Origin of the sequence: Blastococcus sp. CT_GayMR16 (assembly GCF_004570875.1) — a bacterium.
In the GTDB taxonomy this organism is placed as follows: domain Bacteria; phylum Actinomycetota; class Actinomycetes; order Mycobacteriales; family Geodermatophilaceae; genus Blastococcus_B.
The window spans coordinates 405,994-432,815 of record NZ_SPQK01000001.1; the positions used below are offsets into that span (position 1 = coordinate 405,994).

Annotated in this window: 37 protein-coding genes; 33 read left to right on the forward strand and 4 right to left on the reverse strand. The window is 71.3% G+C overall.

All coding sequences use genetic code 11. The features are described from left to right. The first annotated feature begins 176 nt into the window (after positions 1-176). The 23 genes from E4P38_RS02055 (at position 177) to E4P38_RS02160 (ending at position 17,956) form a co-directional block, all read left to right on the forward strand. Positions 177-1,472 carry a terminase family protein gene (locus tag E4P38_RS02055; RefSeq protein ID WP_135130029.1) on the forward strand — a complete coding sequence of 432 codons (1,296 nt, stop codon included), beginning with the start codon at positions 177-179 and terminating at the stop codon, positions 1,470-1,472. Between the two features lie 251 nt (positions 1,473-1,723). Then, a complete protein-coding gene (locus tag E4P38_RS23730) occupies positions 1,724-1,858 on the forward strand; it encodes a hypothetical protein (protein WP_280791036.1) in 135 nt (44 codons plus the stop codon). Positions 1,859-1,979: 121 nt separating this feature from the next. Further along, positions 1,980-2,597, forward strand: a complete 618-nt coding sequence (locus tag E4P38_RS02060; protein WP_135130030.1) for a hypothetical protein — start codon at positions 1,980-1,982, stop codon at positions 2,595-2,597. A 452-nt stretch (positions 2,598-3,049) separates the two neighbouring features. Continuing rightward, a complete protein-coding gene (locus E4P38_RS02070; RefSeq protein ID WP_135130032.1) occupies positions 3,050-4,864 on the forward strand; it encodes a hypothetical protein in 1,815 nt (604 codons plus the stop codon). A 4-nt stretch (positions 4,865-4,868) separates the two neighbouring features. Beyond that, entirely contained in the window at positions 4,869-5,948 is a 1,080-nt protein-coding gene (locus E4P38_RS02075) for a phage minor capsid protein (RefSeq protein WP_167760404.1), read from the forward strand. A 76-nt stretch (positions 5,949-6,024) separates the two neighbouring features. After that, positions 6,025-6,759, forward strand: a complete 735-nt coding sequence (locus E4P38_RS02080) for a DUF4355 domain-containing protein (RefSeq protein WP_135130034.1) — start codon at positions 6,025-6,027, stop codon at positions 6,757-6,759. Beyond that, a complete protein-coding gene (locus tag E4P38_RS02085; protein WP_135130035.1) occupies positions 6,759-7,307 on the forward strand; it encodes a hypothetical protein in 549 nt (182 codons plus the stop codon). Before E4P38_RS02080 ends, E4P38_RS02085 begins: the two co-directional genes overlap by 1 nt. Next, complete coding sequence (locus E4P38_RS02090; RefSeq protein ID WP_135130036.1) at positions 7,307-7,522, forward strand: hypothetical protein; 216 nt, start codon at positions 7,307-7,309, stop codon at positions 7,520-7,522. Before E4P38_RS02085 ends, E4P38_RS02090 begins: the two co-directional genes overlap by 1 nt. Then, a complete protein-coding gene (locus tag E4P38_RS02095; RefSeq protein WP_135130037.1) occupies positions 7,523-7,969 on the forward strand; it encodes a hypothetical protein in 447 nt (148 codons plus the stop codon). Between the two features lie 327 nt (positions 7,970-8,296). Next, the gene (locus E4P38_RS02100; RefSeq protein WP_135130038.1) at positions 8,297-9,157 is read left to right on the forward strand and encodes a P22 phage major capsid protein family protein; all 861 of its coding nucleotides are present in this window, start codon (positions 8,297-8,299) and stop codon (positions 9,155-9,157) included. Between the two features lie 95 nt (positions 9,158-9,252). Then, positions 9,253-9,798 carry a hypothetical protein gene (locus E4P38_RS02105; RefSeq protein WP_135130039.1) on the forward strand — a complete coding sequence of 182 codons (546 nt, stop codon included), beginning with the start codon at positions 9,253-9,255 and terminating at the stop codon, positions 9,796-9,798. A 6-nt stretch (positions 9,799-9,804) separates the two neighbouring features. Then, positions 9,805-10,218 (forward strand): hypothetical protein, encoded by a 414-nt coding sequence (locus E4P38_RS02110; protein WP_135130040.1) that lies wholly within the window; start codon positions 9,805-9,807, stop codon positions 10,216-10,218. A 2-nt stretch (positions 10,219-10,220) separates the two neighbouring features. Continuing rightward, positions 10,221-10,616 (forward strand): hypothetical protein, encoded by a 396-nt coding sequence (locus tag E4P38_RS02115; RefSeq protein WP_135130041.1) that lies wholly within the window; start codon positions 10,221-10,223, stop codon positions 10,614-10,616. Next, on the forward strand, positions 10,616-10,924 hold the full coding sequence (locus tag E4P38_RS02120) for a hypothetical protein (RefSeq protein ID WP_135130042.1): 309 nt from the start codon (positions 10,616-10,618) through the stop codon (positions 10,922-10,924). Before E4P38_RS02115 ends, E4P38_RS02120 begins: the two co-directional genes overlap by 1 nt. Further along, entirely contained in the window at positions 10,921-11,256 is a 336-nt protein-coding gene (locus tag E4P38_RS02125) for a hypothetical protein (protein ID WP_135130043.1), read from the forward strand. Before E4P38_RS02120 ends, E4P38_RS02125 begins: the two co-directional genes overlap by 4 nt. Continuing rightward, positions 11,253-11,699, forward strand: coding sequence for a minor capsid protein (locus tag E4P38_RS02130; RefSeq protein WP_135130044.1), 447 nt, complete (start codon positions 11,253-11,255; stop codon positions 11,697-11,699). The genes E4P38_RS02125 and E4P38_RS02130 overlap by 4 nt, the downstream gene beginning before the upstream one ends. Before the next feature lie 62 nt (positions 11,700-11,761). After that, complete coding sequence (locus E4P38_RS02135) at positions 11,762-12,214, forward strand: hypothetical protein (protein ID WP_135130045.1); 453 nt, start codon at positions 11,762-11,764, stop codon at positions 12,212-12,214. Positions 12,215-12,216: 2 nt separating this feature from the next. Then, positions 12,217-12,630, forward strand: a complete 414-nt coding sequence (locus tag E4P38_RS02140; RefSeq protein ID WP_135130046.1) for a hypothetical protein — start codon at positions 12,217-12,219, stop codon at positions 12,628-12,630. Positions 12,631-12,725: 95 nt separating this feature from the next. Next, positions 12,726-12,878, forward strand: coding sequence for a hypothetical protein (locus tag E4P38_RS22725; protein WP_167760405.1), 153 nt, complete (start codon positions 12,726-12,728; stop codon positions 12,876-12,878). After that, a complete protein-coding gene (locus E4P38_RS02145; RefSeq protein ID WP_135130047.1) occupies positions 12,878-15,172 on the forward strand; it encodes a phage tail tape measure protein in 2,295 nt (764 codons plus the stop codon). The genes E4P38_RS22725 and E4P38_RS02145 overlap by 1 nt, the downstream gene beginning before the upstream one ends. Further along, a complete protein-coding gene (locus E4P38_RS02150; RefSeq protein ID WP_135130048.1) occupies positions 15,169-16,041 on the forward strand; it encodes a hypothetical protein in 873 nt (290 codons plus the stop codon). Before E4P38_RS02145 ends, E4P38_RS02150 begins: the two co-directional genes overlap by 4 nt. Further along, positions 16,038-17,204 (forward strand): hypothetical protein, encoded by a 1,167-nt coding sequence (locus tag E4P38_RS02155; protein ID WP_135130049.1) that lies wholly within the window; start codon positions 16,038-16,040, stop codon positions 17,202-17,204. Before E4P38_RS02150 ends, E4P38_RS02155 begins: the two co-directional genes overlap by 4 nt. Beyond that, entirely contained in the window at positions 17,204-17,956 is a 753-nt protein-coding gene (locus tag E4P38_RS02160; RefSeq protein WP_135130050.1) for a hypothetical protein, read from the forward strand. Before E4P38_RS02155 ends, E4P38_RS02160 begins: the two co-directional genes overlap by 1 nt. Here E4P38_RS02160 and E4P38_RS02165 read toward each other — a convergent pair. Next, a complete protein-coding gene (locus E4P38_RS02165) occupies positions 17,953-18,399 on the reverse strand; it encodes a hypothetical protein (RefSeq protein ID WP_135130051.1) in 447 nt (148 codons plus the stop codon). The two genes, E4P38_RS02160 and E4P38_RS02165, sit on opposite strands and share 4 nt — an antisense overlap. A gap of 101 nt (positions 18,400-18,500) precedes the next feature. On the opposite strand from E4P38_RS02165, the gene E4P38_RS02170 reads away from it, so the two are divergent. From E4P38_RS02170 to E4P38_RS02205, 8 genes are read left to right on the forward strand one after another with little or no spacing between them, the layout of a single operon-like run. Next, complete coding sequence (locus E4P38_RS02170) at positions 18,501-19,556, forward strand: hypothetical protein (protein WP_135130052.1); 1,056 nt, start codon at positions 18,501-18,503, stop codon at positions 19,554-19,556. After that, positions 19,553-19,789, forward strand: coding sequence for a hypothetical protein (locus E4P38_RS02175; protein ID WP_135130053.1), 237 nt, complete (start codon positions 19,553-19,555; stop codon positions 19,787-19,789). Before E4P38_RS02170 ends, E4P38_RS02175 begins: the two co-directional genes overlap by 4 nt. Next, positions 19,789-20,679 (forward strand): M15 family metallopeptidase, encoded by an 891-nt coding sequence (locus E4P38_RS02180; protein ID WP_135130054.1) that lies wholly within the window; start codon positions 19,789-19,791, stop codon positions 20,677-20,679. Before E4P38_RS02175 ends, E4P38_RS02180 begins: the two co-directional genes overlap by 1 nt. Positions 20,680-20,694: 15 nt before the next feature. After that, on the forward strand, positions 20,695-20,982 hold the full coding sequence (locus E4P38_RS02185; RefSeq protein ID WP_135130055.1) for a hypothetical protein: 288 nt from the start codon (positions 20,695-20,697) through the stop codon (positions 20,980-20,982). Beyond that, a complete protein-coding gene (locus tag E4P38_RS02190; protein WP_135130056.1) occupies positions 20,979-21,185 on the forward strand; it encodes a hypothetical protein in 207 nt (68 codons plus the stop codon). The genes E4P38_RS02185 and E4P38_RS02190 overlap by 4 nt, the downstream gene beginning before the upstream one ends. After that, positions 21,182-21,511: a hypothetical protein gene (locus E4P38_RS02195; RefSeq protein ID WP_135130057.1), complete on the forward strand. Its 330-nt coding sequence runs from the start codon at positions 21,182-21,184 to the stop codon at positions 21,509-21,511. The genes E4P38_RS02190 and E4P38_RS02195 overlap by 4 nt, the downstream gene beginning before the upstream one ends. Next, complete coding sequence (locus E4P38_RS02200) at positions 21,508-21,717, forward strand: hypothetical protein (protein ID WP_135130058.1); 210 nt, start codon at positions 21,508-21,510, stop codon at positions 21,715-21,717. Before E4P38_RS02195 ends, E4P38_RS02200 begins: the two co-directional genes overlap by 4 nt. Further along, on the forward strand, positions 21,717-22,277 hold the full coding sequence (locus E4P38_RS02205) for a DUF1353 domain-containing protein (RefSeq protein ID WP_135130059.1): 561 nt from the start codon (positions 21,717-21,719) through the stop codon (positions 22,275-22,277). Before E4P38_RS02200 ends, E4P38_RS02205 begins: the two co-directional genes overlap by 1 nt. On the opposite strand, the gene E4P38_RS02210 is transcribed toward E4P38_RS02205, so the two are convergent. Then, a complete protein-coding gene (locus E4P38_RS02210; RefSeq protein WP_209308881.1) occupies positions 22,261-22,593 on the reverse strand; it encodes a hypothetical protein in 333 nt (110 codons plus the stop codon). The two genes, E4P38_RS02205 and E4P38_RS02210, sit on opposite strands and share 17 nt — an antisense overlap. Further along, positions 22,590-23,321, reverse strand: a complete 732-nt coding sequence (locus E4P38_RS02215) for a tyrosine-type recombinase/integrase (protein WP_209308882.1) — start codon at positions 23,319-23,321, stop codon at positions 22,590-22,592. The genes E4P38_RS02210 and E4P38_RS02215 overlap by 4 nt, the downstream gene beginning before the upstream one ends. 1,035 nt (positions 23,322-24,356) lie before the next feature. Here E4P38_RS02215 and E4P38_RS02220 point away from each other — a divergent pair. Beyond that, a complete protein-coding gene (locus tag E4P38_RS02220; RefSeq protein WP_245160732.1) occupies positions 24,357-25,580 on the forward strand; it encodes an MFS transporter in 1,224 nt (407 codons plus the stop codon). On the opposite strand, the gene E4P38_RS02225 is transcribed toward E4P38_RS02220, so the two are convergent. Next, positions 25,558-26,103 carry a DinB family protein gene (locus tag E4P38_RS02225; protein WP_209308883.1) on the reverse strand — a complete coding sequence of 182 codons (546 nt, stop codon included), beginning with the start codon at positions 26,101-26,103 and terminating at the stop codon, positions 25,558-25,560. The genes E4P38_RS02220 and E4P38_RS02225 overlap by 23 nt on opposite strands. A gap of 241 nt (positions 26,104-26,344) precedes the next feature. Here E4P38_RS02225 and E4P38_RS02230 point away from each other — a divergent pair, with 241 nt between their 5' ends. Further along, positions 26,345-26,701, forward strand: a complete 357-nt coding sequence (locus E4P38_RS02230; protein ID WP_245160733.1) for a thioredoxin family protein — start codon at positions 26,345-26,347, stop codon at positions 26,699-26,701. Positions 26,702-26,822: the final 121 nt, after the last annotated feature.

Here is a 26,822-nt window from a genome sequence, read left to right on the forward strand (position 1 = left end):
TGTACCGAGCCAGCTGGGCACAGCGGCGTGCACGTCGCCACCGACAGCTGCGGACGGCCCGAGTACCTCTGGCGCAACAACGAAGGCCTGACCGGCGACGCCTACCCACTGAGGTGATCGTCCAGGCGCTCACGCCGAAACAGCAGACCGCCATCGGCCTCTCCCGAGCACACCGCATGGCCGTCTACGAAGGCTCCGTCCGCTCCAGCAAGACCATCACGTCGCTGCTCGACTGGCTCGCGTTCGTCCGCACCGCACCCCCCGGCCCGATGCTGATGATCGGCAAGACCGAACGCACCCTGGAACGCAACGTCATCGGCCCGCTCGTCGAGATGCTGGGCCGCAACCGGTGCCGGTTCGTCCGCGGCGCCGGGGAGCTCCACCTACTGGGCCGGCTCATCTACACCGCCGGCGCGAACGACGAGAAGGCGCAGGAGAAGGTCCGCGGCATCACCCTCGTCGGCGTCTACGTCGACGAGGCGTCGCTGCTACCCGAGTCGTTCTGGAACATGCTGGGCACCCGCCTGTCCGTCGCCGGCGCGCGGCTGATCGCGACCACGAACCCCGACTCCCCGCAGCACTGGCTGAAGCGCGACTACCTGGACCGGGCGCGCACCCACCTGACCAGGCCGGGCGCGGTCGTCCCCACCGGCGGCCCCGTCGACCTGGTGCGGCTGTCGTTCCACCTCGACGACAACATCACCTTGGACCCGCTGTACCGGGCTTCGCTGGACGCCATGTACGTGGGGCTGTGGCGGCGCCGGTTCATAGACGGCGACTGGGTCGCCGCCGAGGGCGCCATCTTCGACATGCTCGACCTCAACCCCGGGGGCGTCCACCGCATCGGCTGGGACACGGTGCGCCGGCAGCTGACCGGCCGGCACTGGGTGGGCCTGGACTACGGGCAGTCCAACCCGTTCCACGCCGTCCTCCTCGGCACGTCCGACGACGACCGGCTGGTGGTGTGCGGTGAGTGGCGGTACGACGGGCGCACCTCGCACCGGCAGCTCGACGACGGCGAGTACGAGGCCCGCCTGCGCGGCTGGCTCGACGCCGGAGCCGACATCCCCCTGCCCGCCGATGCGCACCCGGGGACGTTGGCCGGGTCGGTGTGGCCGGAGCGCACCGCGGTGGACCCGTCAGCGGCGTCGTTCCGGTCGATGCTGCGCAACCGTGGCTGGACCGGTCTGGTCGCCGCGGACAACGCCGTCGCGGACGGCATCCGCAACGTGTCGTCGCTGCTGGCCGCCCGCCGGCTGCTGTTCGCCCACGACGACCAGGGCCAGCCCGCCGCGCCGTTCCTCGAGCGGGAGCTGCTCGGCTACGTGTGGGACCCGAAGGCCACGAAGCGCGGCGAAGACGAACCGTTGAAGGCCGACGACCACGGCCCGGACGGGCTGCGGTACGGGGTCCAGGTCTGCCGGTCGGTGTGGCGGCCCTGGCTCCAGCAGGGGCTCAGCCTCGCGGCGTGATCACCAGCCGGCCGTCGTCGTTGAGGCTGCTGAGGTGGTAGCGGACACCAGGCATGGACAGCTGCTCGAGGTGTGGCCGACAGACGGGGATGTTCCGCCCGTCGAAAGTCCCTGCCCCCCAGGGCCAGGCGGTTACGGCTTCGGCGGAGCAGTCGTTGGCACGGCAGGTCGACATGACCCGAGCGTAGGACGTTGCGAAACTTTCTAACTTTTGACTCAAGAAAGTTCTTCGCAATACCGTTACACTCCTCGTGACCATCCGCGGCTACGAAGTCCTCCAGTGGACCCAGCACTGGCGGGTCGTCCACGGCACCTACTACCGCGACGCCGTCGCCCGCCGCCTCACCGACGGCGCGGTCCGCCTCATCTCCGTCCCCGACCAGTGACCCGCCACCAGGAGCACGACATGACCCGCCGCCCCTCCATCATCGAGACCCTGCCCGACTGGGCGCACGGGCTCCTCGTCCTATTCATCACCGCCGCGTCAACCACCCTCGGCAGCCTCCTGTGACCGGCCTGACCACCGGGGCCATGACCGTGACCGGCGAGGGCCGCGGCCCCGTGCACCTCACCGCCGCCGGCGCACGGAAGCTCACCGAGGAGATCCGGCACCACCTCGGCACCGCGATCGTGAAGCTCACCCAGGCCCGCGAAGGGGGCGCCGACGAGGTGCTCGGCTACCCGTCGTGGCACGCCTACGTGGAGGCCGAGTTCGGGGACCTGCGGGAGCTGCGCCTGCCCGTCGTCGAGCGCCGCGCCCTGGTCTCGTCGATGCGCGGAGATGACCTCAGCGTGCGGCAGATCGCCGGGAAGCTCGGTGTCTCCGTGGGCACCGTCCACGCCGACCTCCCCGAGACGCGTGAGCGCACTGCTGACGTCGTCCAGCTGCGCCCCGATCCGGCGCCCTCCCCCATCGCCGACCTGCCGAAGACCGACCAGGTCGTGATCCTCGTCGGCATGCAGGGCGACCGCGGCCTCACCTGCCGCGAGCTCGAGCTGGAAACCGGCTGGGGACATGGCACCGCATCGGGAGCCTTGTCGCGGGTCGCTCGGCAGCAGCGTGTGCGCCACGACGGGCGGTTCCGCCGCGAGTACGGCGTCTACGTGATCGGTCCGGACGCGTGACACCCGCGGAGCGCGTAGCCGCCCGATCGGTTCCAGGGCCGGGTGGTTGCCTCCTCTGGACCGGTGCTCGCTCGGATCGCGGCTACGGGACCATCTGCATCACCGAGGGCGGCCGGAAGCGGTGGCTGCTCGTTCACCGCGTCGCCTACGAGGCTGTCAAGGGGCCGATCCCTGCGGGCACTGTCGTCCGGCACTGCTGCGACGTCCGGCACTGTGTCGCTGCCGAGCACCTGATCTCCGGTAGCTATTCCGACAACACTCAGGACATGCTGGAGCGCGACCGACAGCCCGAGCACATGCGCCGCCGATTGACGTGCAGGAAGTGCGGCGCGAGGAACTGGCGTGAAACGCCGCAGGGCGGCCGGGTCTGTCGGCCGTGCACCGCCGCTCGTCAGCGCATCCGAAAGGCCCGGACGCACCTCGGCTGATACCGGGACGCCGACGCTGAGCGGGTGCCGCTGCCGGAGTCCACCGCGTCCACCCCGTGGCCCCCGACCGACATCGCCCCCTACGCGAAGGACCAGGCCGCGTGGGCAGCCTGGTGGTCCGGCGACACCCAGGGCCTCGCTGACACCACGCAGGGCGGCGGCACCACTGGTCGCCGCTCCTTCTGGGGCCGACGCAAGACCGGTACCGACACCACCCGGGCGACCGCGCACCTGCACGCCACCCTCGCCGCCGACATCGCGTCCACGTCCGCGGACCTGCTGTTCGGTGAGCCCCCGTCCCTCCTCGTCCCCGACGTGTCCCTGGCCCGCGCCCACGAGCGCCGCGCCGCCGGGCAGGGCGCCACCGAGGGCGAGCTGGCCGCGTGGCCCCAGTCCGGGCTGACCACCGGCGAGACGGTGCAGGCGCAGGACAGGCTCGACACCCTCATGGATTCCATCGGCCTGGCGAACCGGCTGCTGGAGGCCGGCGAGGTGTGCGCGGCCACCGGGGGCGTGTACCTGCGGCCGCTGTGGGACAAGGCCGCCGCCGACTATCCGCTGCTGACCGTCGTCGACGCCGACCGCGGCGTGCCCGACTTCCGGTACGGGCAGCTGGTCGCCGTCACCTTCGTCGAGGAGGTCATGAGCGAGGGCGACGTCGTGTGGCGGCACCTCGAGCGGCACGAGCCCGGCGTGATCCTCCACGGCCTGTACGTCGGCGCCGGCGCCATGCTGGGCCGGCGGGTATCGCTGACCGATCACCCCGCGACGATGGGGTTCATGGACGAGGTGCCGGTCCCCGTGGAGATCACCGGCGGTCGGCCGGGCATCATGCCCCGCTTTGTGCCGAACGTGCTGCCCAACCGCAAGCACCGCAAGTACCCCATCGGCCGGTCGGACTACGCCGGCTGCGAGTCGTTCCTGGACGCCCTCGACGAGACGTGGACGTCGTGGATGCGGGACCTCCGCCTGGGCCAGGCGCGGCTCGTGGTCCCGGACGAGTTCCTCACCCCGGTCGGTGGCCGGCCGGGGTCCGAGCGGCAGTTCGGCGGCGCCGGCAGTGTGGGTGGGCCGGGGTCGGCGCGGGGTTTCGACCTGGACGCCGAGCTGTTCACCGGCCTGAACATCGCCGACCTGGAGAAGCTGTCGAACCCGATCTCTCAGGTGCAGTTCGACATCCGCGTGGAGCAGCACGAGCGCACCGCGGTCGCCCTGACCGAGCACATCATCTCCACGGCCGGCTACTCCCCGCAGACGTTCGGGTTGCAGATCGAGGGGCGGGCGGAGAGCGGGACGGCGCTGCGCATCCGTGAGGGGAAGACGTGGCGGACGCAGGGCCGCAAGCAGCGGTACTGGGCGCCGGAGCTGTCGTCGGTCGGTGAGACCCTGCTGGCCCTGGACCGGGTGATCTTCGGGCGTCCGACGCCGGTGGCGCGTCCGGCGATCGGCTGGCAGGAGCTGGCCGATGACCCGCAGGGCACCGCGCAGTGGGTGAACACCCTCGCGTCGGCGCGGGCGGCGTCGATCGAGACGCGGGTGCGGTTGGCGCAGCCCGGCCTGGACGACGACCAGATCACCCAGGAGGTTTCCCGCATCAAGGCCGAGGACGGCCTGGGGCTGCCTGACCCGCTGGCCGACCCGGAGCTGGGCCGCGGCCCGGTCGGTGACTCGTCGGACATCAAGGCGAAGGCCGACGCCATGGGCGTGCTGATCCGCGCCGGCGTCGAACCTGAGGACGCTGCGATCCGCGTGGGGCTGGCCGGTGTCGAGTTCACGGGTGCCGTGCCGGTGTCGCTGCGCCTGCCGACCGCCGACGCCTCCGGCCTCGAGCAGACCTGAGCCGGTGCCGGTCTCCCCTGACGGCGGGGCCCGCTTCGCCAAGATCCTCGCCGACCTGTACTCCGACGCCGCCGCGCACCTCATCGGCCTCGTCTCCAACCGGCTCGCCGCCGGCATCGACCAGCGGGGCTGGGCGGAGCAGAAGCTGTCCGACACCCTCCGGCTGCGACGGGACGCGCAGCGGTTCGTGGCCACCCTCGGAGACGAGGTCGACGCCAACCTCTACGACCTCCTGGCCGACGCCTACTCATCGGGGGTCCTCGCCGCCGGCGGACCGGGCGTCGCCGAGGCCGCGCCGGGCATCGTCGCCGCAAACCGTGGCGCGGTGCAGGCATACGCGGCGGAGCTGGCCGGCACCGTGAAGTCCACGCACACCCGGATGCTGCGCAGCGCGGAGGACATCTACCAGCGGGTGATCGCCGACGTCGCCGGGCAGGTGGTCACCGGGGTGCAGACCCGCCGCGAGGTCGCCGCTAAGGCCGTGTCCCGCCTCGCCGGTGCCGGGGTCCGCGGGTTCACCGACCGCGCCGGCCGCAACTGGGAGCTGTCGTCGTATGTGGAGATGGCGACGAGGACGACGGCCGGGCAGGCGCACGTTCAGGGCGGCCTGGACCGGTACACGCAGACCGGCCGGGACCTGGTGATCGTGTCCGACGCGCCGGAGGAATGCGAGAAGTGCCGCCCGTTCGAGGGGCGGGTGCTGTCCCTGTCCGGGCGGGAGCCGACCGCCGAGGAGGTGAAGGGCCACCGGTACGCCGGGACGCTGCGGGAGGCCCGGTCGCGGGGGTTCATGCACCCGAACTGCCGGCACGCCCTGGCGGGGTTCACGCCGGGCCTGACGAAGCCGCCGGCGCGGGACACCGCCGACCCGGAGGGCGACAAGCTGCGGCAGGAGCAGCGGGCCCTGGAGCGGGGTGTGCGGGACGCGAAGCGGAAGGTGGCGGGGGCGGCGCCGTTCGGTGACACCGAGGAGCTGCGGGCGGCGCAGGCGCTGGTGCGGCTGCGGCAGTTCAAGCTGCGGGCGTTCGTCGGCGAGCACGACCGGAAGCGGCTGCCGTACCGGGAGACCCTCGGCGCCCGGTAGGTGTTCAGTCCTGAACGCGCTGATACGGGCGCGCGCACGGTGATCGGGTCAACCCTCAGGAGCCCAGGGAGCCCCCTTGACCCGCACCGTGCACGGCATCGACCTCACCCAGCCCGACGGCGTCGCCCGCCTCCTCGCCCACCACCGCGGCCGGTGGGGCACGGCGACGATGACCGCTCCCACCGGCACGCAGACGACCGAGACGACGAAGACCGAGACGAAGCCCGAGACGACCGGCCAGCAGACCACGACCGAGACGACGAAGACCGAGTCCGAGGCGAAGTTCACGCAGGCCGACCTCGACCGTGTCCTCCAGACACGCCTGGCCGAGGAGCAGGGCAAGTGGCAGAAGAAGCTGGACGACGCCGCCGCCCTCGCCGGGAAGTCCGAGACGGACAAGCTGACCATCGAGCGGGACCAGGCCAAGGCCGCCGCCACCGAGACGACGCAGAAGGCGGCGCAGCGCATCGCCCAGACGGAGGCGAAGGTGGCGGCGATCTCGGCCGGCGCGAACCCGGAGCGGGTGACGGCGATCGTGCGGAACGCCGACCTTGACTCGGCGGTGAAGGACGGGGAGGTCGACGAGGCTGCGATCAAGGCCGCGGTCGAGAAGGTGCTGACGGAGTACCCGGAGTGGAAGGCCACGGCCGGGAGCAGCGTGACCGCGTCGGGTGGGGAGATGAACGGCGGCGGGAACAACGGGAAGCCGACGTTCACCCGGAAGCAGCTGGAGGAGATGCCTCCGGAGGAGATGGCGAAGCGGATCGACGAGATCAACGCCGCCGTCGCCGAGGGTCGGGTCACCGGCTGATGTCCGGGCACGGGCACGTCATCCCCAACCCCGACGGCAGCAAGGCCCGGTGCGGCGGGCCGGCACTGTGCTCGGTCTGCCAGCGGGAAGCCCTGGGCCGCGAGGACATCTGGACGAGCACCCCGGACGGCGCCACGGCTCCGTCGGAGCCCAACGTCCAGTCCGCCACGCCGGGTGAGTTCGCGGCCCGGTGGAACGCGTGCACCGAGGAGGAGCGCGCGGGCTGGCTGCGGGCGATGCAGGTCGCGTCCGAGGCCGCCGTGCTCTGCCGGATGGTGCACCAGAAGCCCCGGCAGCACGGCACCGTCGAGCAGCTGGTGCGCGACGTCGACTTCGACGGCGAGGCGACCGTCGTGACCCCGGACGGCGTCGAGCACGTCGGCGTCCTGCCCGCGAGTGCGGCCGTCCCGCCGGGAGTATCTCGCGTCGGAGGCCACACGCTGCTGTTCCTGGTCGGGCCGGACCGCGTGTTCGAGGTCATGGGCCTGGAGACGGTCAACGGCGGGCAGGGTGACGACCCCGCCGTCCTGCGACTCCGGCCCGTCTGATGGCCAAGCCCGTCGTCCGCGACCCGGCGGAAGAGCGCCAGGCCGAGGGCATCGCGTTCGGCCTGTACGTGCTCCAGGCCCCGATCGGGGCCGACCACCAGCAGAAGTGGCGGGAGCTCCAGGGGACCCGGCGGCAGGAGTTCGACCTGCTCATGTCCAAGGCGCGGTTCGTGCTCGCCATGGCACCCGACGTCCCGACGCGGGACCCGGTCTGAATGCGGCCCACCCCGATCCCCGACGCCGAGGTGTGGCCCGGCTCCCAGCGGGTCGTCATCGGCCCACCCGGGAACGACCTCGACTCCGACATCGCCGCCGTCGAAGTACTCCGCGACGTCGTCCAGGTCGGCACCGGCTCCGGACCCCGCATGTCCACCCGCTGCGTCCTCGAGGACGACGACCTCGAGCTGCTCGCCGCCGGCGGCACCGTCTGGGTGTCCTTCTACGGCGGGCAGCTGCTGCCGTTCTCCGTCGACGTCCAGCCTCCGGTCCGGGCCGCCGACCCGCACGTCTTGCTCCGCCTGGACATGTCCGGTGGGGGGATGGACTGGAGGGCCACGCTCGGCGGCGTCCCGGACGGCATGGCAGCGGCCGATTTCGCCGAGGGCTGCGCCCAGGCTCTCCTGGAGATGGCGTCCGAGTGGCGTGCGTCAGCCGATGGCTGACTGCCGTGTCTCGCCGCGGGGCTGGTGGTGTTCACGGAGGGCCGGACACTCACCGCCGTGCGCGCTACGGCCCCGAGCGTGGAACTTGCGTGCCCGCGGCGCCGCCCTCGTCTGCTGGGCCGAGGACCGGTGGATCAAGCGGGACCCGGACCGCTGATACCGGCTGTCTCACCCTGCACGTAGCGCCCGGCCAACCAGTCTGGGGAAGAGGCCGGAAGGCCGGGCGCGGACCCACTGAGGGTCAGGGGCACCACCCGCTCACCCGCGCGGGCGCCGACGGGCGACACCACGGACCGACCCCGTTCCGCGACCCCCGAAAGGCCCCCCGTGAGTCTCAACAACTTCATCCCCGCCGTCTGGGCCGGGAACCTGCTGGCCAACCTGAACAACGCGCACGTGTTCGCCCAGGCGGGCATGGTCAACCGCGACTACGAGGGCGAGATCCGCGCCTCCGGTGACCGCGTGAAGATCAACCAGATCGGCCGCGTCACGATCTTCGACTACACGAAGAACACGGACATGCCCGCGCCCGAGGTGCTCACCGACAACCAGCGTGAGCTGATCATCAACCAGGCGAAGGCGTTCAACTTCGTCATCGACGACGTCGACAAGGCGCAGACCCAGCCGAAGGTGATGGGCGAGGCGACGAAGGAAGCCGCCTACGCCCTGTCCGACGTCGCCGACCGGTACGTCGCCGGCCTCTACGTGGGTGCCGGGTCCAACCTCGGCAGTACCGTGGCCCCGGAGACGCTGGCGACCCCGGCGGAGGCCTACGACCTCCTCGTCGAGCTCGGCATCCTGCTGGACGAGAACAAGGCGGCGGGCCCCCGACAGGTCGCCGTCCCGCCGTGGTTCGTCGGCCAGCTGGCCCGCGACGACCGGTTCATCAAGACCGGGTCCGCCGGCGCGGAGAGCACCCTGCGCAACGGGTTCAGCGGCCAGGCCGCCGGCTTCGACATCGTCAAGTCGAACAACGTGCCGACCGCAGTGGACGGCACCGCCGGCACCTCGTTCAAGATCCAGGCGTCCACTCCGCAGGCCCGGTCCTTCGCGGAGCAGATCGTGGAGACCGAGGCCTACCGGCCGGAGCGCCGCTTCGGCGACGCCCTCAAGGGTCTGCACGTGTACGGCGGGAAGGTCATCCGTCCCGAGGCCCTCGTCGTCGCGCACGTCAAGCGCCCGGCCTGACCCCTGACCGTCCCGGGGGCCGCGTGGAGGGCTCCCCGGCCCCCGGGACGCTCCAGCCCCTGAGATCCTGACCAGACCACCCGGAAGGCGACACAGTGCCCCCCACGCAGCGCAACCAGACCAGCAAGGACAACAAGCCCGCCGGCGTCGCGCCGGCGGCCGTCGACACGTCCGGCGCGATCACGCCCACCGCGGCCACGGCTGTGGCGGGCGCCCCGAAGCAGGAGTTCCAGGAGACCCCGAACCCGGAGCTTCAGGCTGCCCTGACCGACCCGGAGCGGGACCTGCAGGAGCAGCACATCGTGGAGGACGGGGCGGTGCTCGCCCGCGACGAGCGGTCGGCGGAGGCACCCGGCATCCGCACGGAGGCCGAGGTCGTGGCCGCGCACCAGGCCGCGAACGAGCGCGCCGCGGAGGCCCTCCGCGGTGGGCACACCGCGGACCCGGCGGTGTCCACCTCCGCGGTGAAGATGCCGCGGGTGGAGAACCGGGAGCGGCAGGTCTACTTCCGCAACCGGGTCAGCGGGCGGGTCGACTCGGTGAACGAGGGCACGCCGGAGCACGGCGTCGTCCTGGGCGACCCCGACTTCGAGATGGTGTCCCGGTCCGCCGCCACGGACTACGCGAAGTCGCTGGGCTGACCGGCCGTGGTTGACGATCGGGTGTCGGTGCCGGGTGAGCCGGCCGGTCGGCGTGCCGGCTGGTTCCGCTCCCCCGGCGGTGTGCTGGCGCACGCGGACGGGCCGTCGCAGGTGCGGGCGTTCACGTCCCGCGGCTACAGCGAGGTGTCCGACGAGGAGGCGCGCAGCGAGATCGGGAAGGGCATCACCCTGACCGTGGACCGCTCCGACTCCAAGGACACCTTCGACTCGGAGTCGGTGCAGAAGGCCGTCGCCGACGAGGGCAGCCAGGCGAAGGCCCGCGCCGAGGCCGCCCGGAAGGGTGCCGCGACGAAGGCCCGGAAGAAGGCCGCGGCTGCCGAGGAGGCCGCGGCCGCCGCAGCTGCTGCCGCCGCCGCGGCGGAAGCCGCAGCGAACGGCGACACCCCGCCCCCAGGCTGACGGTGCGACCGTTCGCGACAGCCGACGACCTGGCCGGGACTGAACCCGGCCAGGTCGCCTGGCTGACCGCCGACCAGCTGACCGCGATCGGGGACGACGCCGACCGCATCCTGCTCCGCGCCACCGAGCTGATCGCGGAGCACACCACCACCGGATGGACGCTCAACACCGACGGAGATCCCGCGGTGACGGAAGTCCGTGAGGCCCTGCGGGACGCCACCTGCGCGCAGGTGGAGCAGTGGCTGGAGGTCGGCGAGGAGAACGACGTGGCCGGGTACTCACGCGGCGCCGCGATGGGGGTCGGCGGCGTCAATCTGTCGTCCCTGCCGTCTATCCTCGCGCCCCGCGCCCGCCGCATCCTCCGGCTGTCCGGGCTGAACTCCGCAGTCGCCTACTGATGCGCGTCCCCTCGCAGCTGCTCCGGCAGCACGTGCAGGTGCGAGACCGCACCGAGGACCTGGGCGACGGGCCCGGCTACGGGACATCGCGCCGTGTCCGCTGCCGCCTCGACTGGCGCACGCAGCTGGTGCGGACGAGCAGCGGCGAGGACATCACCGTCGTCGGCACCATGCTCATCCGCCCAGAGACTTCGCTGGCCGCCGGCGCCGAGGTGACGATCGACGGCGACGCCCGCACCGTCGTCGACGTCGTCCCCATCTTCGGGCCCGGCGCGAAGCTGGCCGGCCGTACGGGGCTGATCCAGTGAAGCTGACGGTGAACCTGAACCCGGCGGCCAAGCGGGCGATGCACGAGGCCGCGGCTAACGCCCTCCAGGACATCGTCGAAGACGACCTCGGCGACTCCCAGAACCTGGCCCCCATCGAAGAAGGCACCCTCATCCGCTCCGGGTTCACCGAGGTCGACCGGAAGACGTTGCAAGGGCAGGTCGCGTTCGACACCCCGTACGCCATCCGGCAGCACGAGGACCCCACGCTTCAGCACGACGCCGGCCGCAAGGATCACTTCCTCGAGGACACCGTCGAGCAGAACCGCGCCCGGCACATCGAGTACCTCCAGCAGAAGGTGGCCGGCGCATGATCTCCTCCGCGCTGCTGCAATACCTGGACTCCATCGGCATCGTCGTCTACGGGCGCACCGGCAACGACGCGTTCCTCGAAGACCTGCCCGACCAGCCGGTCGCCGCGGTCGCCGCGTTCACCCGGCCCGGTGGGGCGGACACCGACGGCGGCCACGGCTACGACGAACCCGCCGTGCAGTTCCTCGTCCGCGGGAACAAGGCGAACCCGGCGACACCCGGGCGGGCGCGCGCCGGCTACACGCGCGCGGTCGCCATCCGCGACGCCCTCCACGGCCTGTCCGGGGTGACGATCGCCGAGGGCACCGACGACGAGGTGTACGTCGTGCAGTGCCTGGCCACCCAGTCCGAACCGACGAACATCGGCGACGACCCCGACGACCGGCCCCGCTGGTCGGTGCCCTTCCGCCTCGAGGTCTACCGCCCGACCGCGCTGCGCCCCTGACGCTGATACCTCCTGTCCGACGCTGACCGGGAACTCCCACCCAGCGCGCGGAAGGCGGCCTCATGGCCAAGGTCAAGATCCTGGCTCGGCACCTCAAGCCGGAGCTGAACACCGGAACCACGCTGCTGCCGGTGTGGACCCCGATCGGCGGGCTCAACTCGCTGACCTTCTCCACGGAGAAGACCGACACCGACGACACCGACTTCGACTCCGACGGCAACGCGGAGCACAAGGTGGCGCAGCGCGCCCGCTCCATCAGCGCCGAGGGCTTCTACAAGGAGGACCCCGACACCGGTGAGCTCGACGCCGGCCAGGAGGCGCTGGTGGCCCTCGGCGAGGCCATCGGGTACGACTCCCTGAAGACGATGCGGGTGACCACCCCCGGCGGGAACGTCACCGAGTACGACGTGTCGGCCAACGTCACGTCCCCGTCCGGTGGCGGCCTCAACGACAACGCCGGTTTCACCGCTGAACTGACGGTGTCCGGGGCGCCCCGCTTCACCCCGGCTGCCTGACCGTGGTCGATCAGTTCCACGACTTCGACGCCGCCTGGGCGGACGAGGACGACGAGCCGGTCGTCATCAAGCTCCTGGGCGAGGAGTGGAAGTGCAAGCGCCCGTCGGAGGTGCCGGCCGCGCTGCTGCTGCGTCTCGACCGGCTGCTCCTCAGCGTGGCCACAGGCGACGTCCCCGACGACATGGTGGTCGACGACAGCCTGTCGCCGGAGTCGATCCTGCGGCAGCTGGCCGGCGACGACAACGTCGACGCCTGGCTGGGCCGAGGCCTCCCGTACAAGCGGCTGATGGCCGTGAACCGGCACCTGACGGCGGTCTACCGCGGGCAGAACCCAGCGGGGGAAGCCCCGGCCGCCAACCGACAGCAACGGCGGGCGGCGGCCAAGAAGAAGGGATCAGGATCCGCGACGTCCTGACCCACTGGAAGGCCCTCGAAGGGTCCTTCCACGCGGAGTACGGCACCGAGAACTTGCTGGGCGAACTGGGGCGGAGGACGTGGAGGTGGTTCACGGTGCGACTCTCTGCCCTCCCCGCTGACTCCGCGTTCGGCTACGCCCTGTTCCCCGTAGACCCTGACACCGGTAAGCGGTCCCGCCGCGAACCGGTCACCGTGATCGACGACCCGGACCAGGTCGACGCCTACTTCGCGCGGCAGGCCGGCTGATGTCCCTGACCGCCGCCGAACTGCGGGCCACCTACACGGTCGACGAGAGCGAGCTGGACGACTCTATCGGCGGCATCCCCGGCAAGATCAAGGCGAGCACCGCAGCCCTCGCCGGCGCCGGGCTCCTCATCGGTGGGGCTCTCGCCGGTGGACTGATGCAGGGCATGGAGAACGAGGCGGTCAACGACCAGCTGGCCGCGCAGCTGGGGCTGACCGCCCCGGAGTCGGAACGCATCGGCGGCATCGCCGGCCAGCTGTACGCCGAGGCCTACGGCGACTCCCTGGGCGGGGTGAACGACGCCGTCGCCGCCGTGATGACGTCGATCGGCGGGATGCGGAACGCCTCCAGCAGCGACCTCAAGGCTGTGACCGCCGACGCCATGAACTTCGCCGCCGCGTTCAACACCGACGTGGCCGGCGCCGCCGCGACCGCTGGTCTGCTGATCAAGAACGGGCTGGCGAAGGACGCCGGCGAGGCGTTCGACCTGATGACGAAGGCCGCCCAGGAAGCCGGGCCGCAGATGGTCGACCCGATCCGGGAGGCCGCCGACGAGTACGGCGTCAACTTTGCGGCGCTCGGCTTCTCGGGCCGCGAGGCGATGGCGATGCTGGTCGACGGCGCGAAGGGCGGGGAGATCGCCCTGGACAAGGTCGGCGACGCCGTCAAGGAGTTCACGATCCGGTCGACGGACATGTCGACCGCCTCCACCGACGCCTACAAGGCGATCGGCTTGGACGCCGAGACGATGGCGAACAAGATTCTGGCCGGCGGTGACACTGCGCAGGCTGCCACCCAGAAGATCATCGACGGCATCCTCGGCATCGAGGACCCGGCGAAGCGGGCCAACACCGCCATCGCCCTGTTCGGCACCCCGATCGAGGACCTGGGCACGAACCAGATCCCCGACTTCCTGCGGTCGTTGCAGATGTCCGGCGGCGAACTGGAGAACGTGGCCGGGTCGATCGACCGGGTCGGCGAGACCCTCTCGGGGAACGCCTCCACGAACATCGAGAAGTTCAAGCGGCAGGCCACGCAGGCGTTCGTCGACCTCCTGGGCGGCAAGGTGCTGCCCGTCGTCAGTTCCGTCGCCTCCACCCTCGCCACCACCTTCGGTCCCGCGGTGAAGGGCGTCGGTGACGTCCTCACGGGCACGGTGGGGCCTGCCCTCAAGTCGACGGCCCAGTGGATCTCGGACAACAAGACGCCGCTGCTGATCGTCGCCGGGGTGATCACCTCCGTTTTCCTGCCGGCCCTGATCGCCATGGGCGTCCAGTCCATGATCTCGGCCGCGAAGTCGGTCGCGGCATGGGTGCTGGCGCAGGCTGGTGCGCTCACCTCTCTGGCCGTGCAGTCGCTGGTGGCCGTCGGAGTGGTCGCCGGCTGGGTGCTGATGGGCGCGCAGGCGATGCTCGGGGCGGCTCGAATGGCGGCCGCCTGGCTGATCGCCATGGGGCCGGTCGGCTGGGTGATCGCCGCCGTCGTCGGCCTGGTCGCGCTGATCGTCGCCAACTGGGACACCGTCGTCGCCTGGACGAAAGCGGCCTGGGACACCGTCGTCGGTTGGATCGTCGGCGCCTGGGAGTGGATCAAGAGCGCCGTCGCATCGGGTGTCCAGTGGGTGCTCGACGCGATCGGCTGGTTCGGTCAGCTCCCCGGCAGGGTCGCGGCCTGGTTCGGTGGGGTAAAGGACGCCGCCCTCGGCAAGCTCGGTGAACTCGTCTCCTGGCTCGGCGGGCTGCCAGGTCGCATTCTGTCCGCGATCGGCGACTTCGGGTCGATGCTCCTCAACGCCGGCCGGGAGCTCCTCGAGGGCCTCTGGAACGGCATCAAGAACGCCGGCTCCTGGCTGCTGGGCAAGGTCGGGTCCTTCTTCGGCAGCCTGCTCCCGGGCTGGGTGAAGGACATGCTCGGCATCCAGTCCCCCTCGACGGTGTTCGCCGAGATCGGCCGCTACCTGATGCTGGGCCTGGGGGCCGGCATCGACAGCGAGGCACAGACCGCCGTCGACGCGGCGAAGCGCGCGGCCGCAGCGGTCACCGACGCCATGCAGGTGGACCCCATGAACCTCCTCTCCGCGGCGGACGCCCAAGCCATGGCCGGGCTGACCGCCCGACGGCCCCTCGGCGCCACCACGACGGGCGCCACCCCCGGCGCGGGCAGTGCGGGCACCGCAGGTCCCGCCGGCACCGGACCACTGGTCAACATCGAGGAGTACTACGAGCAGCCGGGTTCCTCCCCCGCCGCGAACGCCTCCGCCCTCGCCGTCGAAGTCCGCACCCGGCCCTGGACATGAACCCCACCAGCGGGCAGTGGCGCGACCTCGTGTTCGGGGCGGGCACCGACTTCCGCGTCCGCACCGTCGAGGGCTGGGAGGACCTGCCGCCGTCCCGCTACGAGAAGAAGTCGCGCACCCAGGGGCACGGCGCGCACCCGTCCAAGGTGTGGGGCGACGAGCGGATCGTCACCGTCGAGGGGTGGTGCTGGTCCTCCGCCGAGCGGGATGCGCAGCTGGCGGCGTTCCAGCGGCGGATGACGTTCGACGGCGGGGAGGAGCCGTTGGCGATCACCGTCGCCGGCCGCACCCTCACCGCCTGGGCGCAGCTGATCACCGCCCGCCCGATGCTGATCCGCGGGGAGTGGGGCCTGGGCCGGTTCGGCTGGCTGGTGCAGTGGCGCTGCCCGGACCCCCGCCGGTACGGGGCAATCCACACCCTGTCCACAGGTCTGCCCACCTCCGGTGGCGGCCTCGTTCTGCCCATGTTCTCCGGCGCACCCGGGGTCGGCCTCGATTTTGGTGCGCTCGGAAACACGGGGCAGATCGTGCTGCCCAACGCGGGCACCGCGGAGGCGTCGATCCTGTTCAAGGTCCGCGGGGAACTGCCGCAGGGATACGAGATCAGCGCCACCGGGCAGCGCCTCACCTACCCGGTGGCAGTCCCCCCGGGGCAGGTCGTCGAGCTCAACACCGCCGACGGCTCCGTGCTCGTCGAGGGCACCGCCTCCCGCCGCGGCAATCTCACCGTCGCCGACTGGATGCAGGTCCCGCCCGCTGACGCGACCGACGGCACCGCCGGGACGCTCACCGTGCAGCTCACCTCGCTCGGCGGCGCCTACGACGCCGCTGCGCAGCTGGAGGCCCTCGTCGTGGACACCTACTGGTGACCGCACCCACCGGCCTCCTGTCGTGGCTCGCCTCCAGCCGCCCCCGGATCGCCGTCCCTACCATCACCGTCCTCTACGGGGACCTGCGCACCGGCCGCATCATCGACAGCCTCGACGTGACCGGCTGCTCGTGGGCGCAGGTCCTCAACGACGCCGGCGCCGTCGACTCCGTCACCGTCGAAGAGCACGAGGTGCGCGCCAAGAACCTGCGCTACACCGCCCCCGCCGCGAAGACCTTCCTCGCCGTCGACGTCGACGGCCAGATCCAGGAGGCCGGGCCCATCTGGTCCCGCGGCTGGGACGACTCCGGGAACGGGCTGCTCACCCTCGGCGCGGCCGGACTGTGGTCCCTGTTCGACCACCGGAAGGTGTTGCCCGTCCTCAACCCCGCCGTCCGAGTCCAGGACATGAACCTCGGCGCCGCCGGCACCGACCTCGCCGGGATCGCCATCGTGCTGCTGATGCAGGCCATGGCCCACGTCGGCGGGAACCTGCCGCTGATCCTGCCCGCGCCCCTGGCTGGCACCCGCACCGAGGTGTTCCCCGGCTTCCAGCTGCTGTGGCTCGGCGAGCAGCTCCGCCAGATCACCGCACGGGAGAACGGCCCCGACATCCGGTTCCGGCCCCGGTATACCGCCGACAAGCTCGGCATCGAGTGGGTGATGGAGGCCGGCACCGAGATCGCGCCGCTGCTCACGCAGGCCGGGGACGACCACTACTTCGACCGCACCGTGCCGAGCACGCCGGTGGTGAACGTGATTACCGACGAAGACGCCACGGTGATGGGGCAGCGCGCCTGGGTCACCGGCGAGGGACAGGCGGAAGGCACCCTCATCGCCACCGACTACGACGGCACCCAGATCGACGACGGCTATCCGCTGCTCGAGGTAGACGAAGCGCGGTCATCAGTGACGGACCAGGACACCCTCGATGGGCACGCCGTCAATCTGAGGACCCGCTCCGCCCGCCCGATCGAGCGGTGGAAGGTAATCGTCCGCGCCGAAGCCGCCCGCGGCGTCCTGGCCGGCGACTTCGCGCGCGTCGTCAACCGACAGGGCCACGCCTGGCTGCCCGACGGGGAGTCGTTCATGCGCGTGGAGCGGAAGACCGGCGACCTCGGAGGCGACGTGACACTGGAGATGTACGAATTGGCGGCCGTCTGATGGGCACAGCACCCACACCCCCGGGCCTTCTTGAGCGCATCCTGCTGGAGGTAGACCGCCGGATCGCAGCGTTCGCCCGCTCCGGGTTCCTCCGCAACGCCACGATCACCAAGGGCGGCATCACCATCCGCAACGGATTCCTGCGGGTGCAGAACGCTGCGGGAACCGTCACCCAGTTCTTCGTCGGCGGCATCAGCCCGACCCTGCCGGACGGCACACCGCAGCCGGGGATGACCCTCCGCCGCGAAGACGGCACCCTCGCCATGGCCCTCTACGACCCGACCCCAGACCCGGGGTCACCAGGTGGGTTCAAGCAGTTCCTGGCCATCTACGACCGGTCGGGGAACATCATCTTCTCCGACGACACCGAGTCCGGGCAGGGCCACGCCCGGCCGCGAGTGCCGCTGACCTTCTACCGAGCGCGCAGCAATGACTGGCCGCAGGTCACTTCCACGACCTTCGAGACCGTCTACCGGGCGAAGGGTGACAAGCAGCAGCCCCGGCTGAACATCCGCGTGTGGGGAGTGAACGACTCCGCAGGTGCCACCGGTGAGGTGCGGGTCATGGTCAACGGCGTGCAACTCGGCACCACCGGCGCGACCTCGTCGGCCATCATCACGGAGTTCCTCATGGTGGGCGCCGTCGCTGGCAGCTACGGGACGAACCTGGTCATCGAAGTCCAGGCGCGGATGGTGGCTGGTGCCGGCGGAGTGCGGGTGGGCGCGTCCCAGTTGGACGGCTTGCAGTCCTAGTCGCCGGGGGCAGCTGGCGGCGCGTAGCCCTCTTCGCCGGGCAGCTTCGGCACGACCAATTCCGGGGCGGGCATGTACGTCTGACCGCTGGGGTCGACCCAGGGCGCCTCGGCATCGAAGCTGTCCGAGGCCTCAGGGGCGGGAGCAGGGGCCGGTGTGGGCTGCGGGGCCTGCGGGGCGGGCGCCGGGGAGTCGGCGCCCTCGGGTGCGGTCACGCCCCCGACGGTGGCCGTGGGGGTATCAGCCGGAGGCGCGACGGGCGCGGGCTGGGTGGTCGCCGCCGGTGCCTGGGTGGGCTCGACGGGCGGCGGGACGACCGTGGAGTCGCTGGCCGGGCTGGTCACGACGACGGCCGCGGCGGCGGTGCCGCCGACGGCGACGATCCCCGCGGCGATGACGGCGGCCCCGACACGGGTGCGGGCCCTCTTCAGCAGATCAGACATGGTTTCCCCTCCCGGGAGTTCCGGCACACCGTAGACCAGGAATCGGACACTGATACGGAGGCGCGCACGGTTGGCCCGGATCTGGTGACCGGGAGGACTGCGTGGGCGACGGCCTGTTCGTGCACGGCAGCGTGACTGACGCTCAGGAAGCGCGGCTCGCGCTGGCCGGGCTGATCGCCGTACACGGCGCGACCCTGCTCGACGTCCGCACCGGCGTCATGCACGGCGCCGGGTCCACGGCGCTGGTCACCGGCACCGCGAACACCGCCCCGATGAAGGTGTCGATCGCCCCGCACAACTGGGTGACCAGCCGCGGCAGCGCGAACGGCCCCTACCTGGGGGCGCTCGCCGCGGCGCAGCTGGTCGACATCGCCGCCGCCCCGGGCGCCGGCACCCGCATCGACGTCGTGTACGAGAAGCAGCAGGACGCCACCCCCGGAGTGCCCACCCCGGACGCCGTCAGCACACCCCCGATCTACGGGGTGGTGCAGGGCGTCGTCGGCGCCGGCAAGCCCAGCCTGGCAGCGGTCGTGGGCGCCGAGGAGCTGGCCACCGTCGCCGTCTCGGCCGGGGCGACCCGCACGACCGACGGCACCGTGCTGATCACGAACACCGCCCGGCAGTGCGTCGCCCGAGGCGCCGACATCCCCTGCCGCACCCAGGCCGAGCGGGACGCCATCACGAAGTTCATCGGCCTGTCCGTGAAGCGCCTCGACCTCGGCGGCCTAGTCCAGCGGTGGACCGGCACTGTGTGGGCCGAGGGCTCCGACGTGCCCGTGTTCGCGTCCAACGCCGCCCGCGACACCTACTACACCGGCAACCTGCGCGCCGGGGCGAAGGCCAGCGTCGGCGGCATCGAGCAGTACTACAGCGGCACGAAGTGGAAGTACGAAACCACCGGCCGGGTGCTGTACACCGTCGGCGCCCCGACCACCGACGCGGGCGGCGCCTACACGTTCCCGCACGGGCTCGGCGTCACCCCGTCGTCGATCCAGGTGACCACCACCCAGCAGGCGTCGGACCTGCTGCAGCGCATCGGCGTGGTGAAAGTCCTCAACTACGACGCGGCGAACATCGTCGTCGGCTTCATCCGCACCGACACGTCCGCCTACTTGACCAACAGCCTCCTCTCCCTCGATTGGACGGCCACGGCATGACCGACGCTCGAGCAGAGTTCGCCGCCTACGCCTACGAGGCCATCCCGACCGACGAGGTCGACGGTCGCATCGTCACCGGCATCAACGACCCCGACCGTCCCGCCGACTCGCTCGGCCCGCCGATCGGACCGGGCACGGTGACGATCACCTACGACGACGGCGACCCGGACGCGCTGGACCGCATGTCCGAGGTCACCGTCCGCCGGCTCACCTCGAAGCTGGGCGGCGGCTGATGGTCAGCTCGCAGAACGGCTTCTCGGCCAACGACCGCAGCCAGGTCGAGACGTACCTGATTGGCGGCAAGACGAAGGTCGCTCTGCGGAAGGGCGCCCCGGGCTGGCTGTTGCAGCACCTCGGCAACTGGTTCGACGCGAACATCCGCGACATCGACCCCGGCATCCTCGACGACTGGGGCTACGCCGAGCGGCCGATCCGTGGCGGCACGGAGCTGTCCAACCACGCCTCCGGCACCGCGCTCGACGTCGACGCCACGAAGTGGCCGCTCGGTGTCGAACCGACGAAGTACCTGACGAAGGACGAGATCGCGAAGCTCAAGGCCCACCTGACGCTGTACGAGGGCGCGATCCGCTGGGGCGGCGACTACACCGGCCGCAAGGACCCCATGCACTTCGAGATCGACCGCGACGAGGCGTTCTGCGCCCGCATCCAGGCCAAGTTGCTAGCCGCCCCCGGCTACACCCCACCGTCCGAGGAGGACCCCTTCATGGCACTCACCGAAGCAGAGCAGCGCCGGATCCTCGGCGGCATCGACGCCGTGAAGTGGCTGACCGACCAGATCAAGCCACAGACCGACCGCCTCGAGGACGAGGACGCGCAGACCGACGTCATCGCCTTCATCGCCGAGAACACCCAGAGCGCCGTGGGCCGCATCGAGATCGCGCTGTACCAGATGCGGGCCGAGGCCGCGGCGGGTGCTGCGGCTGCGGGCGGGCTGTCCGCCGAAGAGGTCCGTCAGATCGGTGAGGCCGCCGCGCTCGCCGGGCTCAACGGGCTGCGCACGGTCCTCCGGGAGGAGATCGTGGCCGCGGTCGGTGAGGACAACGCCGACCAGGCCGACGCCATCGTTGACGCGCTCGCGGGTCGCCTCACGTCGACCGAGTGAGTGGGGGGATCCGCCTTGGGCGACATCCTCGGCGGCCTCCCACCGCTGAACGTAGGAGTCACGGGGCTACTCGCCCTCGTGTTCCTGCTCATGCTGACCGGGAAGATCCCGACACTGCGAGAGCTCCGCGACAGCCAGGACCGCGAACGGCGCGCGATGGAGCTGGCCGACAAGTGGCAGGCCGTCGCCACCGAACAGGGCATGACCCTCAGTCGTCTCCTCGACTACGCGGAGACCACCGACCACGCCCTGACCGAGATCCAGTCCGTACTACGCGTGCCCGGCGAAAGGGCAGAGCCATGACCGCATGGCCGTTCCACCGGCCCCGCCGCACCCGCGCCGACGAGGAACTCGACGCAGCCCACTGGGCCGCCGACCGCTCCATGATCGACGCGAAGCAGCAACGAGCCCGAGCGGACCGCATCGGGGACAGCATCCGCGAGACCGGCCGCCGCAACCACTTCGGCGCCGCCGTCGCCGCCGTCTTCCGAGGGGATCACCGGTGAACTTCGCCGCCTGGCTGTACGCACTGACCCTGGCCCCGTTCGCCACCTTCGTCGTCCTCTACGCGATCCTCACGCGCAACGCGTGGCGGAACACCGCGACCGGCCGCGGCCTCATGGCCCTCGGCTGCTCCCTCGTCGCCATCCTGTCCTTCGTCCTGTTCGCCCTCTTCACCGACATCCCGAAGGACATCCGCGACCTGCTCCGGGTGCTCACCCTCGGCGGGGTCCAGATCGCCGGCTGGCTGATGGTGAAGAACCTGGTGCAGGAGGAACGGCGCGGACGCCGAGAGGACCACCCACGGCGCCGCGCCACGGACCGGCCATGATCGCCCTGTTGACCACCGCCAGGAAGGCCACCGCGGGGGCACTGGCCACGTTCCTGGCGCCGGTCACCACGCTGTTCATATCCGAACAGGAGATCACCGCACGGGTGGTCGTCGCGTCCCTGCTGACCGGGGCGGTCGGGGGGCTCACGGTGTGGGCCACCGGCAACACCAGGCCCTACGGCGAGCACGCCGCGGACGCCGACTAGTGCCGTTCGCCAGGGGCCCGGTCCTCACCTACACCGGCCGCGGCCGGTACTCCACGGTCGGCCCCACCGAGTACGTCGGCGACCCCGGCAGCGGCGGGGACGTCATCACCATCCCCGGCGGGTTCACCACCGACCTCGCGTCGGTGCCCCGCTTGTTCTGGGCGCTGATCCCACCGCAGGGTGCCTACGAGTCGGCCGCCGTCCTTCACGACTACCTGTGTGCGCAGCTGGCGGAGCAGTACGCCGGGACTTACCGCGTCGACATCGACGCGTGGACGCCCGAACGCGGCTGGCCGCAGCGCATCTCCGCCCGGGACACCGACGGCCTGTTCCGCCGCGTCATGCGCGAGGCCGGCGTGCCGTTCCTCATCCGCTGGGTGATGTGGGTCGGCGTCCGCTGGGGTGCCCTGGCCAACCCGGCCCGCCGCTCCGGCTGGTGGCGGGACGCGCCCCTCGTTGTATTCCTATCCGCGCTCGGCCTGGCCGTGACGCTGCTGCTGCTGTGGGCCGCACACGAGGCCGTCGACGCGTTCCTGCGGTTGATCACCCGAGGCCGGTGAGATCGACCAGGGTCCACGAGTCGTCCCCGTTGTCTCGGATCGTGCACACGAAGTCCGAACGCAACGAGGCCCCGAAGGCGTTGTCGGAGTCCACGTGGCCCGACACCACGTACTCGCTGCCGCTGCCGGATACCACGTACTCGCCGGCCGGCTGGAACTCCGCAGACCCGGGCGACACCAGCCGCTCTTCGATGAACTGCTCACACATGACGCCGGCCCCGATCTCATCCCGACCGTCATCCGGTGTGCTCGAGCAGGCGGTCAGAGCGACAGTTGTGGTGAGCAAGGTCAGAATCAGGCGCATGGTCGGCATCATGCTGCCCCGTTCACTGCGGTGCGAAGCTCGTCGTGACCCAAGCGCGTGTAGATGCGCGTGGTCTCGATGTTGCGGTGCCCGAGCAGCTCGGCGATCACGTAAATGTCCGCGCCGCCCGCTCGCACCCGGGTGGCGAACCGGTGCCGCAGGGTGTGCAGCGCCCACCCGGCAGGGAGTAGCCGGGACGCGAGTACGCCCACATGCGCCGGCGTCAGATGGCCGCCGGCGGGGCTGGGGAACAGCCAGCTAGGCGGCTGATCAAGCAGCTCGGCTGCGAGGTGGCCGGTCAGCGGCACGTCTCGGTAGGCGTCACCCTTGCCGTGCACGCGCAGGTGCCAGCCGTCGTCGGCGCGGTGTACGTCTTCCCGCCGCGCCTGGGCAATCTCTGCCCGGCGCAGCCCGCCGTAGGCCGCCAGCAGCAGCATCAGCCGAACCCGATCGTCGGCTAGGGCGACCGCGGTGCGCAGAACTTCCTCGGCGATCGGTCGGGGCAGCCCGCGGGTGGCTTTCACGCGGGGCAGGGCCGCGGCTGGCGAGCGTTCGAGATGCCCGACGGCGACGGCCCACGCATAGAACGCGCGCAACGCGCCACGGTTGGCCCGGCGAGTATTCGGCACCCACTGTTCGTGGCCGGCCAGCCACAGCACCAGGTGGTCGAGGGTGATGTGCCAAGGCGACAGGTCGGGATGGTCGCAGGCGAAGCGGCGCAGCTGGTAGAGGCGCTGCACGATTGTGGAGGCGGGAGCGCCGGAGGCTTTCAGCCAGCCTTCCCATCCATCTAGAGCGGATTGCCAGCGTTCCGGTACTCGTTTGACCCCCATGCGTGAAGCACGGGCCACAGTGAGCCAGGACACAACCGGGGTGACCGGTGTGGGTGACCCTGAGTCACTCGGGCGCGGTACCTGTACTGCTCCCCCATTACCGCTGGTCACGCCGCCCGGATGAGGTCGACGGGACGGCGGCGCCGCTGTACGCGGCGGGCGAAATCTATATCAGCGGGTTCGGGGTTCGAGTCCCTGATGGCGCACCCACAGGAGTTGTAAGGCCTGATCAGGCCGGCAGCGGTGAATCTCGAGACCGGACGTGAGCGTCCACCCAGGTAGAAGGCCCTTAGTTTTCGTCCGTCGCATCGGCGCGCGTCAGCCGACATCGGGACTGCCCGATCACGGATCCGCAACGTTCGGCGCCTCTTCACCTCTAGCACCGCGTCAAGCACAGATATCTCCCGGCGCCACGAAACTCCGCACGTCTCGCCACGTCTTCAGCCCCAGCGGGTACCTAATCAAAACCGCTGCGGACACGACGAGCCCACGCGCACAGGTCCGAGTGCACCGACGGGCAGCCCTCCCCCGGCCGCTGATGATGCCGGCTGCCTTGGCCGCGGCAAGGGCGCTGCGCCTCCCTTCGGCCCACCCTTGCCTCGGCCGGCGACAGCCAGAGATAGGCGGCTACGGGGAAAGGCCGCACCTGGCCACCGCCTCACTGCCAGGGCGGCTGCGGTTCGCTGAAGTCTGTTCTGATCGGTCCCGCAGGTCAGCGGGTTGCATGGCCCGCCACGGGCGCCCGGATGGACCGTGAACTCCATAGGTTTGGCCACCACGGTGGAACCGCACGGAGGCCGCGTAATGGTCCCGTGCTGGGCCCGTACACCAAGGCGATCGCAGAGTTCCAGCACGTATCACGACGGCCCGTTGTCTCCGCGGAACTGACCGCACGTTGGCTGAGGATGGGGTCGGCTGCAGCCGTGCAGGCAGGATGCGGGCGTGCCACGGACGCATGAACGACCCGGACTGCGGTGGGTGCTCGCCCGGCCGGGCTACCGGCGCCTGTGGGCGGCACGCACCGTCAGCCAGGCCGGCGATGTCATGCAGCTCACCACCCTCGCGCTCCTGATCTTCCAGATGACCGGGGCGGGGCTGGGAGTGTCCGGGCTAGCGCTGGCCGAAATCGCTACCGTCCTGCTGCTCGCGCCGGTGGCCGGGCCGCTCGTTGACCGGTGGCCGCGCGTTGCGGTGATGGTGGGCGCAGACGTGTGGCGGCTCGCCGCCGCCGCGGCCCTCGCGGTGCGGCACGACGACGTCGCGATCGTTTACGCACTGGCGGTCTGCCTGTCCGCCGGCTCGGTGTTCTTCAGCCCGGCCGCCAACTCCCTGCTTCCGAGCCTCGTGCGCGAGGAGGAACTCGTTGCGGCAAACTCCGGTATCTGGTCAGCAGCGGTGCTCATCCAGGTGGCGCTCGCCCCCGTCGCCGGACTGCTCGCCACCACCGCCGGGTTCGAATGGGCGTTCGCAGCCAACGCGGCCAGCTTCGGGCTGTCCGCCCTGCTGCTGCGAGGCATGCGCTCCGGGGAGGCGCCGCCGCCGGTCACCACCACGACCATGTGGAAGCAGCGTCGGCAGGCGCTCGGGCTGCTCGGCCGAGACCGCCTGCTGCGAGCGCTCGCGGTCGCGCAGGCCCTCGCGGCGTTGTCGGCCGGGGCGACCAGCGCACTGCTCGTGATCCTCGCGGCCGACCAGCTGAGCGTGACCGGCGCCGGCTACGGATTCATGCTGTCGGCCATCGCTGTCGGCGCGTTCTGCGGCCCGCTGCTGCTGACCCGCCTCGGCTCCCGGGCGCGCAGTCCGCGAGTCCTGTTCGGGGCGTTCGGACTGCGTGGCCTGGTGGACCTGGTGCTGGCCACGGTCACCGCACTGCCGGCCGCGGTCGCGGCGCTCGTGGCATACGGGGTCGGAACGTCTGTCGGCAGCGTGACGTTCAGCAGCACATTGCAGAGTCACGTACCCGAGCGGCTCCGCGGCAGGGTCTTCGCCGCCTTCGACCTCATCTGGCAGTCCATGCGGCTGGCCAGCCTGCTGCTCGGCGGGGTGCTCGCCGACACACTCGGCATCCGCGCGGTGTTCTACCTCGGCGGACTGCTGCTCCTCGCCGCGGCGCTGACGGGCGCCGCGGCGGCCGGTCGGTCGGTCAGGGTTCGCCGCGGAGCGTGAGTTGGCGGCGGTGGTGCTCGAAGTGCTGCGTCGGGTAGCTGTACACCTCGGCCAGGGTCATGTGCGAGGTGAAGTAGGGGTCCCAGCTGGTCGGAAACGGCATGCCCCGGTGCAAGGCAGCCTCGGTCTCCCGCTCGAGATGGCGCTCCAGCGCGTCGATGGTGCGGTCGGCCAGCCGCCCCATCCGGGCGTGGTTGAACACCCGCGTCGCACCGACCGACCCCCAGTAGTTGACGACGTGGAAGGGCCCGGTGGCGACGTTCAGCAGCGCCGCCCAGCCGCGGCCGACCGGCGCCGGTAGCCGACTGACCAGGCGCACCAGCGGCAGCAGGGTCCGCACGACGAGGTAGCCGAACAGCATGTGGAAGAGCAGCTGCTCGTTGGTCCACCTGGTGCCGTCGGAGGCCCGGCGCAGATCGGCGGCGTCGGCGGTGGCGAGCAGCGCGTGCAGCTGCCTGCGGGCGTCGTCCATCTCCCTGGCGATCGCGGCCCGGTCCACGGGCGCCCCACGCGTGCCGGTCATCGCCGGAGCCACGATGTGGATGCCGCGGTCACACCGGTCACGCTCCAGCGCCCGCCCGCCGGGCGCAAGCCTCAGCGGGCCGCCGGCTCGGGCCCTGCGTCGGCGATGTCCAGCTCGGCCGCCACTGCGCGAGACGGGCGGCGGTGTCGTCGCGAACGAGCCGCATCCGCTCGTACCCGCGGCGGCGGGTGCGGGCGCTGGCCGCGACACCCGGCGTGTCCATCTGCCAGGACTGCGCCCGGTGGGCCGCCGGACCGAGGCGGGGAAGACGGCGCTGAAGCGCGAGGTTGTTCGGAGCGTGGACGTGACGCTGCTGTACTTCGACGACTGCCCGAACTGGCAGGTGGCCGACGAGCGGCTGCGCGAGGCGCTGGCCCTGGCCGACCGGGACGACGTGCAGGTCGAGCGCCGGCTGGTTGTCACCTCGGAGCAGGCCGAGGCCACCGGATTCCGCGGGTCCCCGACGGTGCTGATCAACGGACGGGACCCGTTCGCCGACCCGGACACCCCGGTCGGCCTGTCCTGCCGGGTGTACAGAACCGCGACCGGGCTGACCGGGGCGCCGACGGTCGAGCAGCTGCTCGCGGTTCTGTCGTGAGGCTGCCGGGCCACCGGGCCATCGGGACCGAGGAGCGGGTGACGTGCGCCTGTTGTGGGCGGGACCGAGCGCGCACCGGCGTCCACGAGCTCGGGGCCACGCCCGGTGTCTACGTGTGCTG

Excerpts from the sequence above, each read along its gene's own strand:
- E4P38_RS02200 (WP_135130058.1), top strand. The coding sequence starts at position 21,508 with ATGATCGCCCTGTTGACCACCGCCAGGAAGGCCACCGCGGGGGCACTG.
- E4P38_RS02095 (WP_135130037.1), top strand. The coding sequence starts at position 7,523 with ATGCGGCCCACCCCGATCCCCGACGCCGAGGTGTGGCCCGGCTCCCAG.
- E4P38_RS02090 (WP_135130036.1), top strand. The coding sequence starts at position 7,307 with ATGGCCAAGCCCGTCGTCCGCGACCCGGCGGAAGAGCGCCAGGCCGAG.
- E4P38_RS02085 (WP_135130035.1), top strand. The coding sequence starts at position 6,759 with ATGTCCGGGCACGGGCACGTCATCCCCAACCCCGACGGCAGCAAGGCC.
- E4P38_RS02225 (WP_209308883.1), bottom strand. The coding sequence starts at position 26,103 with ATGACCGGCACGCGTGGGGCGCCCGTGGACCGGGCCGCGATCGCCAGG.
- E4P38_RS02210 (WP_209308881.1), bottom strand. The coding sequence starts at position 22,593 with ATGATGCCGACCATGCGCCTGATTCTGACCTTGCTCACCACAACTGTC.
- E4P38_RS02160 (WP_135130050.1), top strand. The coding sequence starts at position 17,204 with ATGGGCACAGCACCCACACCCCCGGGCCTTCTTGAGCGCATCCTGCTG.
- E4P38_RS02135 (WP_135130045.1), top strand. The coding sequence starts at position 11,762 with ATGGCCAAGGTCAAGATCCTGGCTCGGCACCTCAAGCCGGAGCTGAAC.
- E4P38_RS02190 (WP_135130056.1), top strand. The coding sequence starts at position 20,979 with ATGACCGCATGGCCGTTCCACCGGCCCCGCCGCACCCGCGCCGACGAG.
- E4P38_RS02180 (WP_135130054.1), top strand. The coding sequence starts at position 19,789 with ATGGTCAGCTCGCAGAACGGCTTCTCGGCCAACGACCGCAGCCAGGTC.
- E4P38_RS02150 (WP_135130048.1), top strand. The coding sequence starts at position 15,169 with ATGAACCCCACCAGCGGGCAGTGGCGCGACCTCGTGTTCGGGGCGGGC.
- E4P38_RS02145 (WP_135130047.1), top strand. The coding sequence starts at position 12,878 with ATGTCCCTGACCGCCGCCGAACTGCGGGCCACCTACACGGTCGACGAG.
- E4P38_RS02165 (WP_135130051.1), bottom strand. The coding sequence starts at position 18,399 with ATGTCTGATCTGCTGAAGAGGGCCCGCACCCGTGTCGGGGCCGCCGTC.
- E4P38_RS02055 (WP_135130029.1), top strand. The coding sequence starts at position 177 with ATGGCCGTCTACGAAGGCTCCGTCCGCTCCAGCAAGACCATCACGTCG.
- E4P38_RS02120 (WP_135130042.1), top strand. The coding sequence starts at position 10,616 with ATGCGCGTCCCCTCGCAGCTGCTCCGGCAGCACGTGCAGGTGCGAGAC.
- E4P38_RS02130 (WP_135130044.1), top strand. The coding sequence starts at position 11,253 with ATGATCTCCTCCGCGCTGCTGCAATACCTGGACTCCATCGGCATCGTC.
- E4P38_RS02175 (WP_135130053.1), top strand. The coding sequence starts at position 19,553 with ATGACCGACGCTCGAGCAGAGTTCGCCGCCTACGCCTACGAGGCCATC.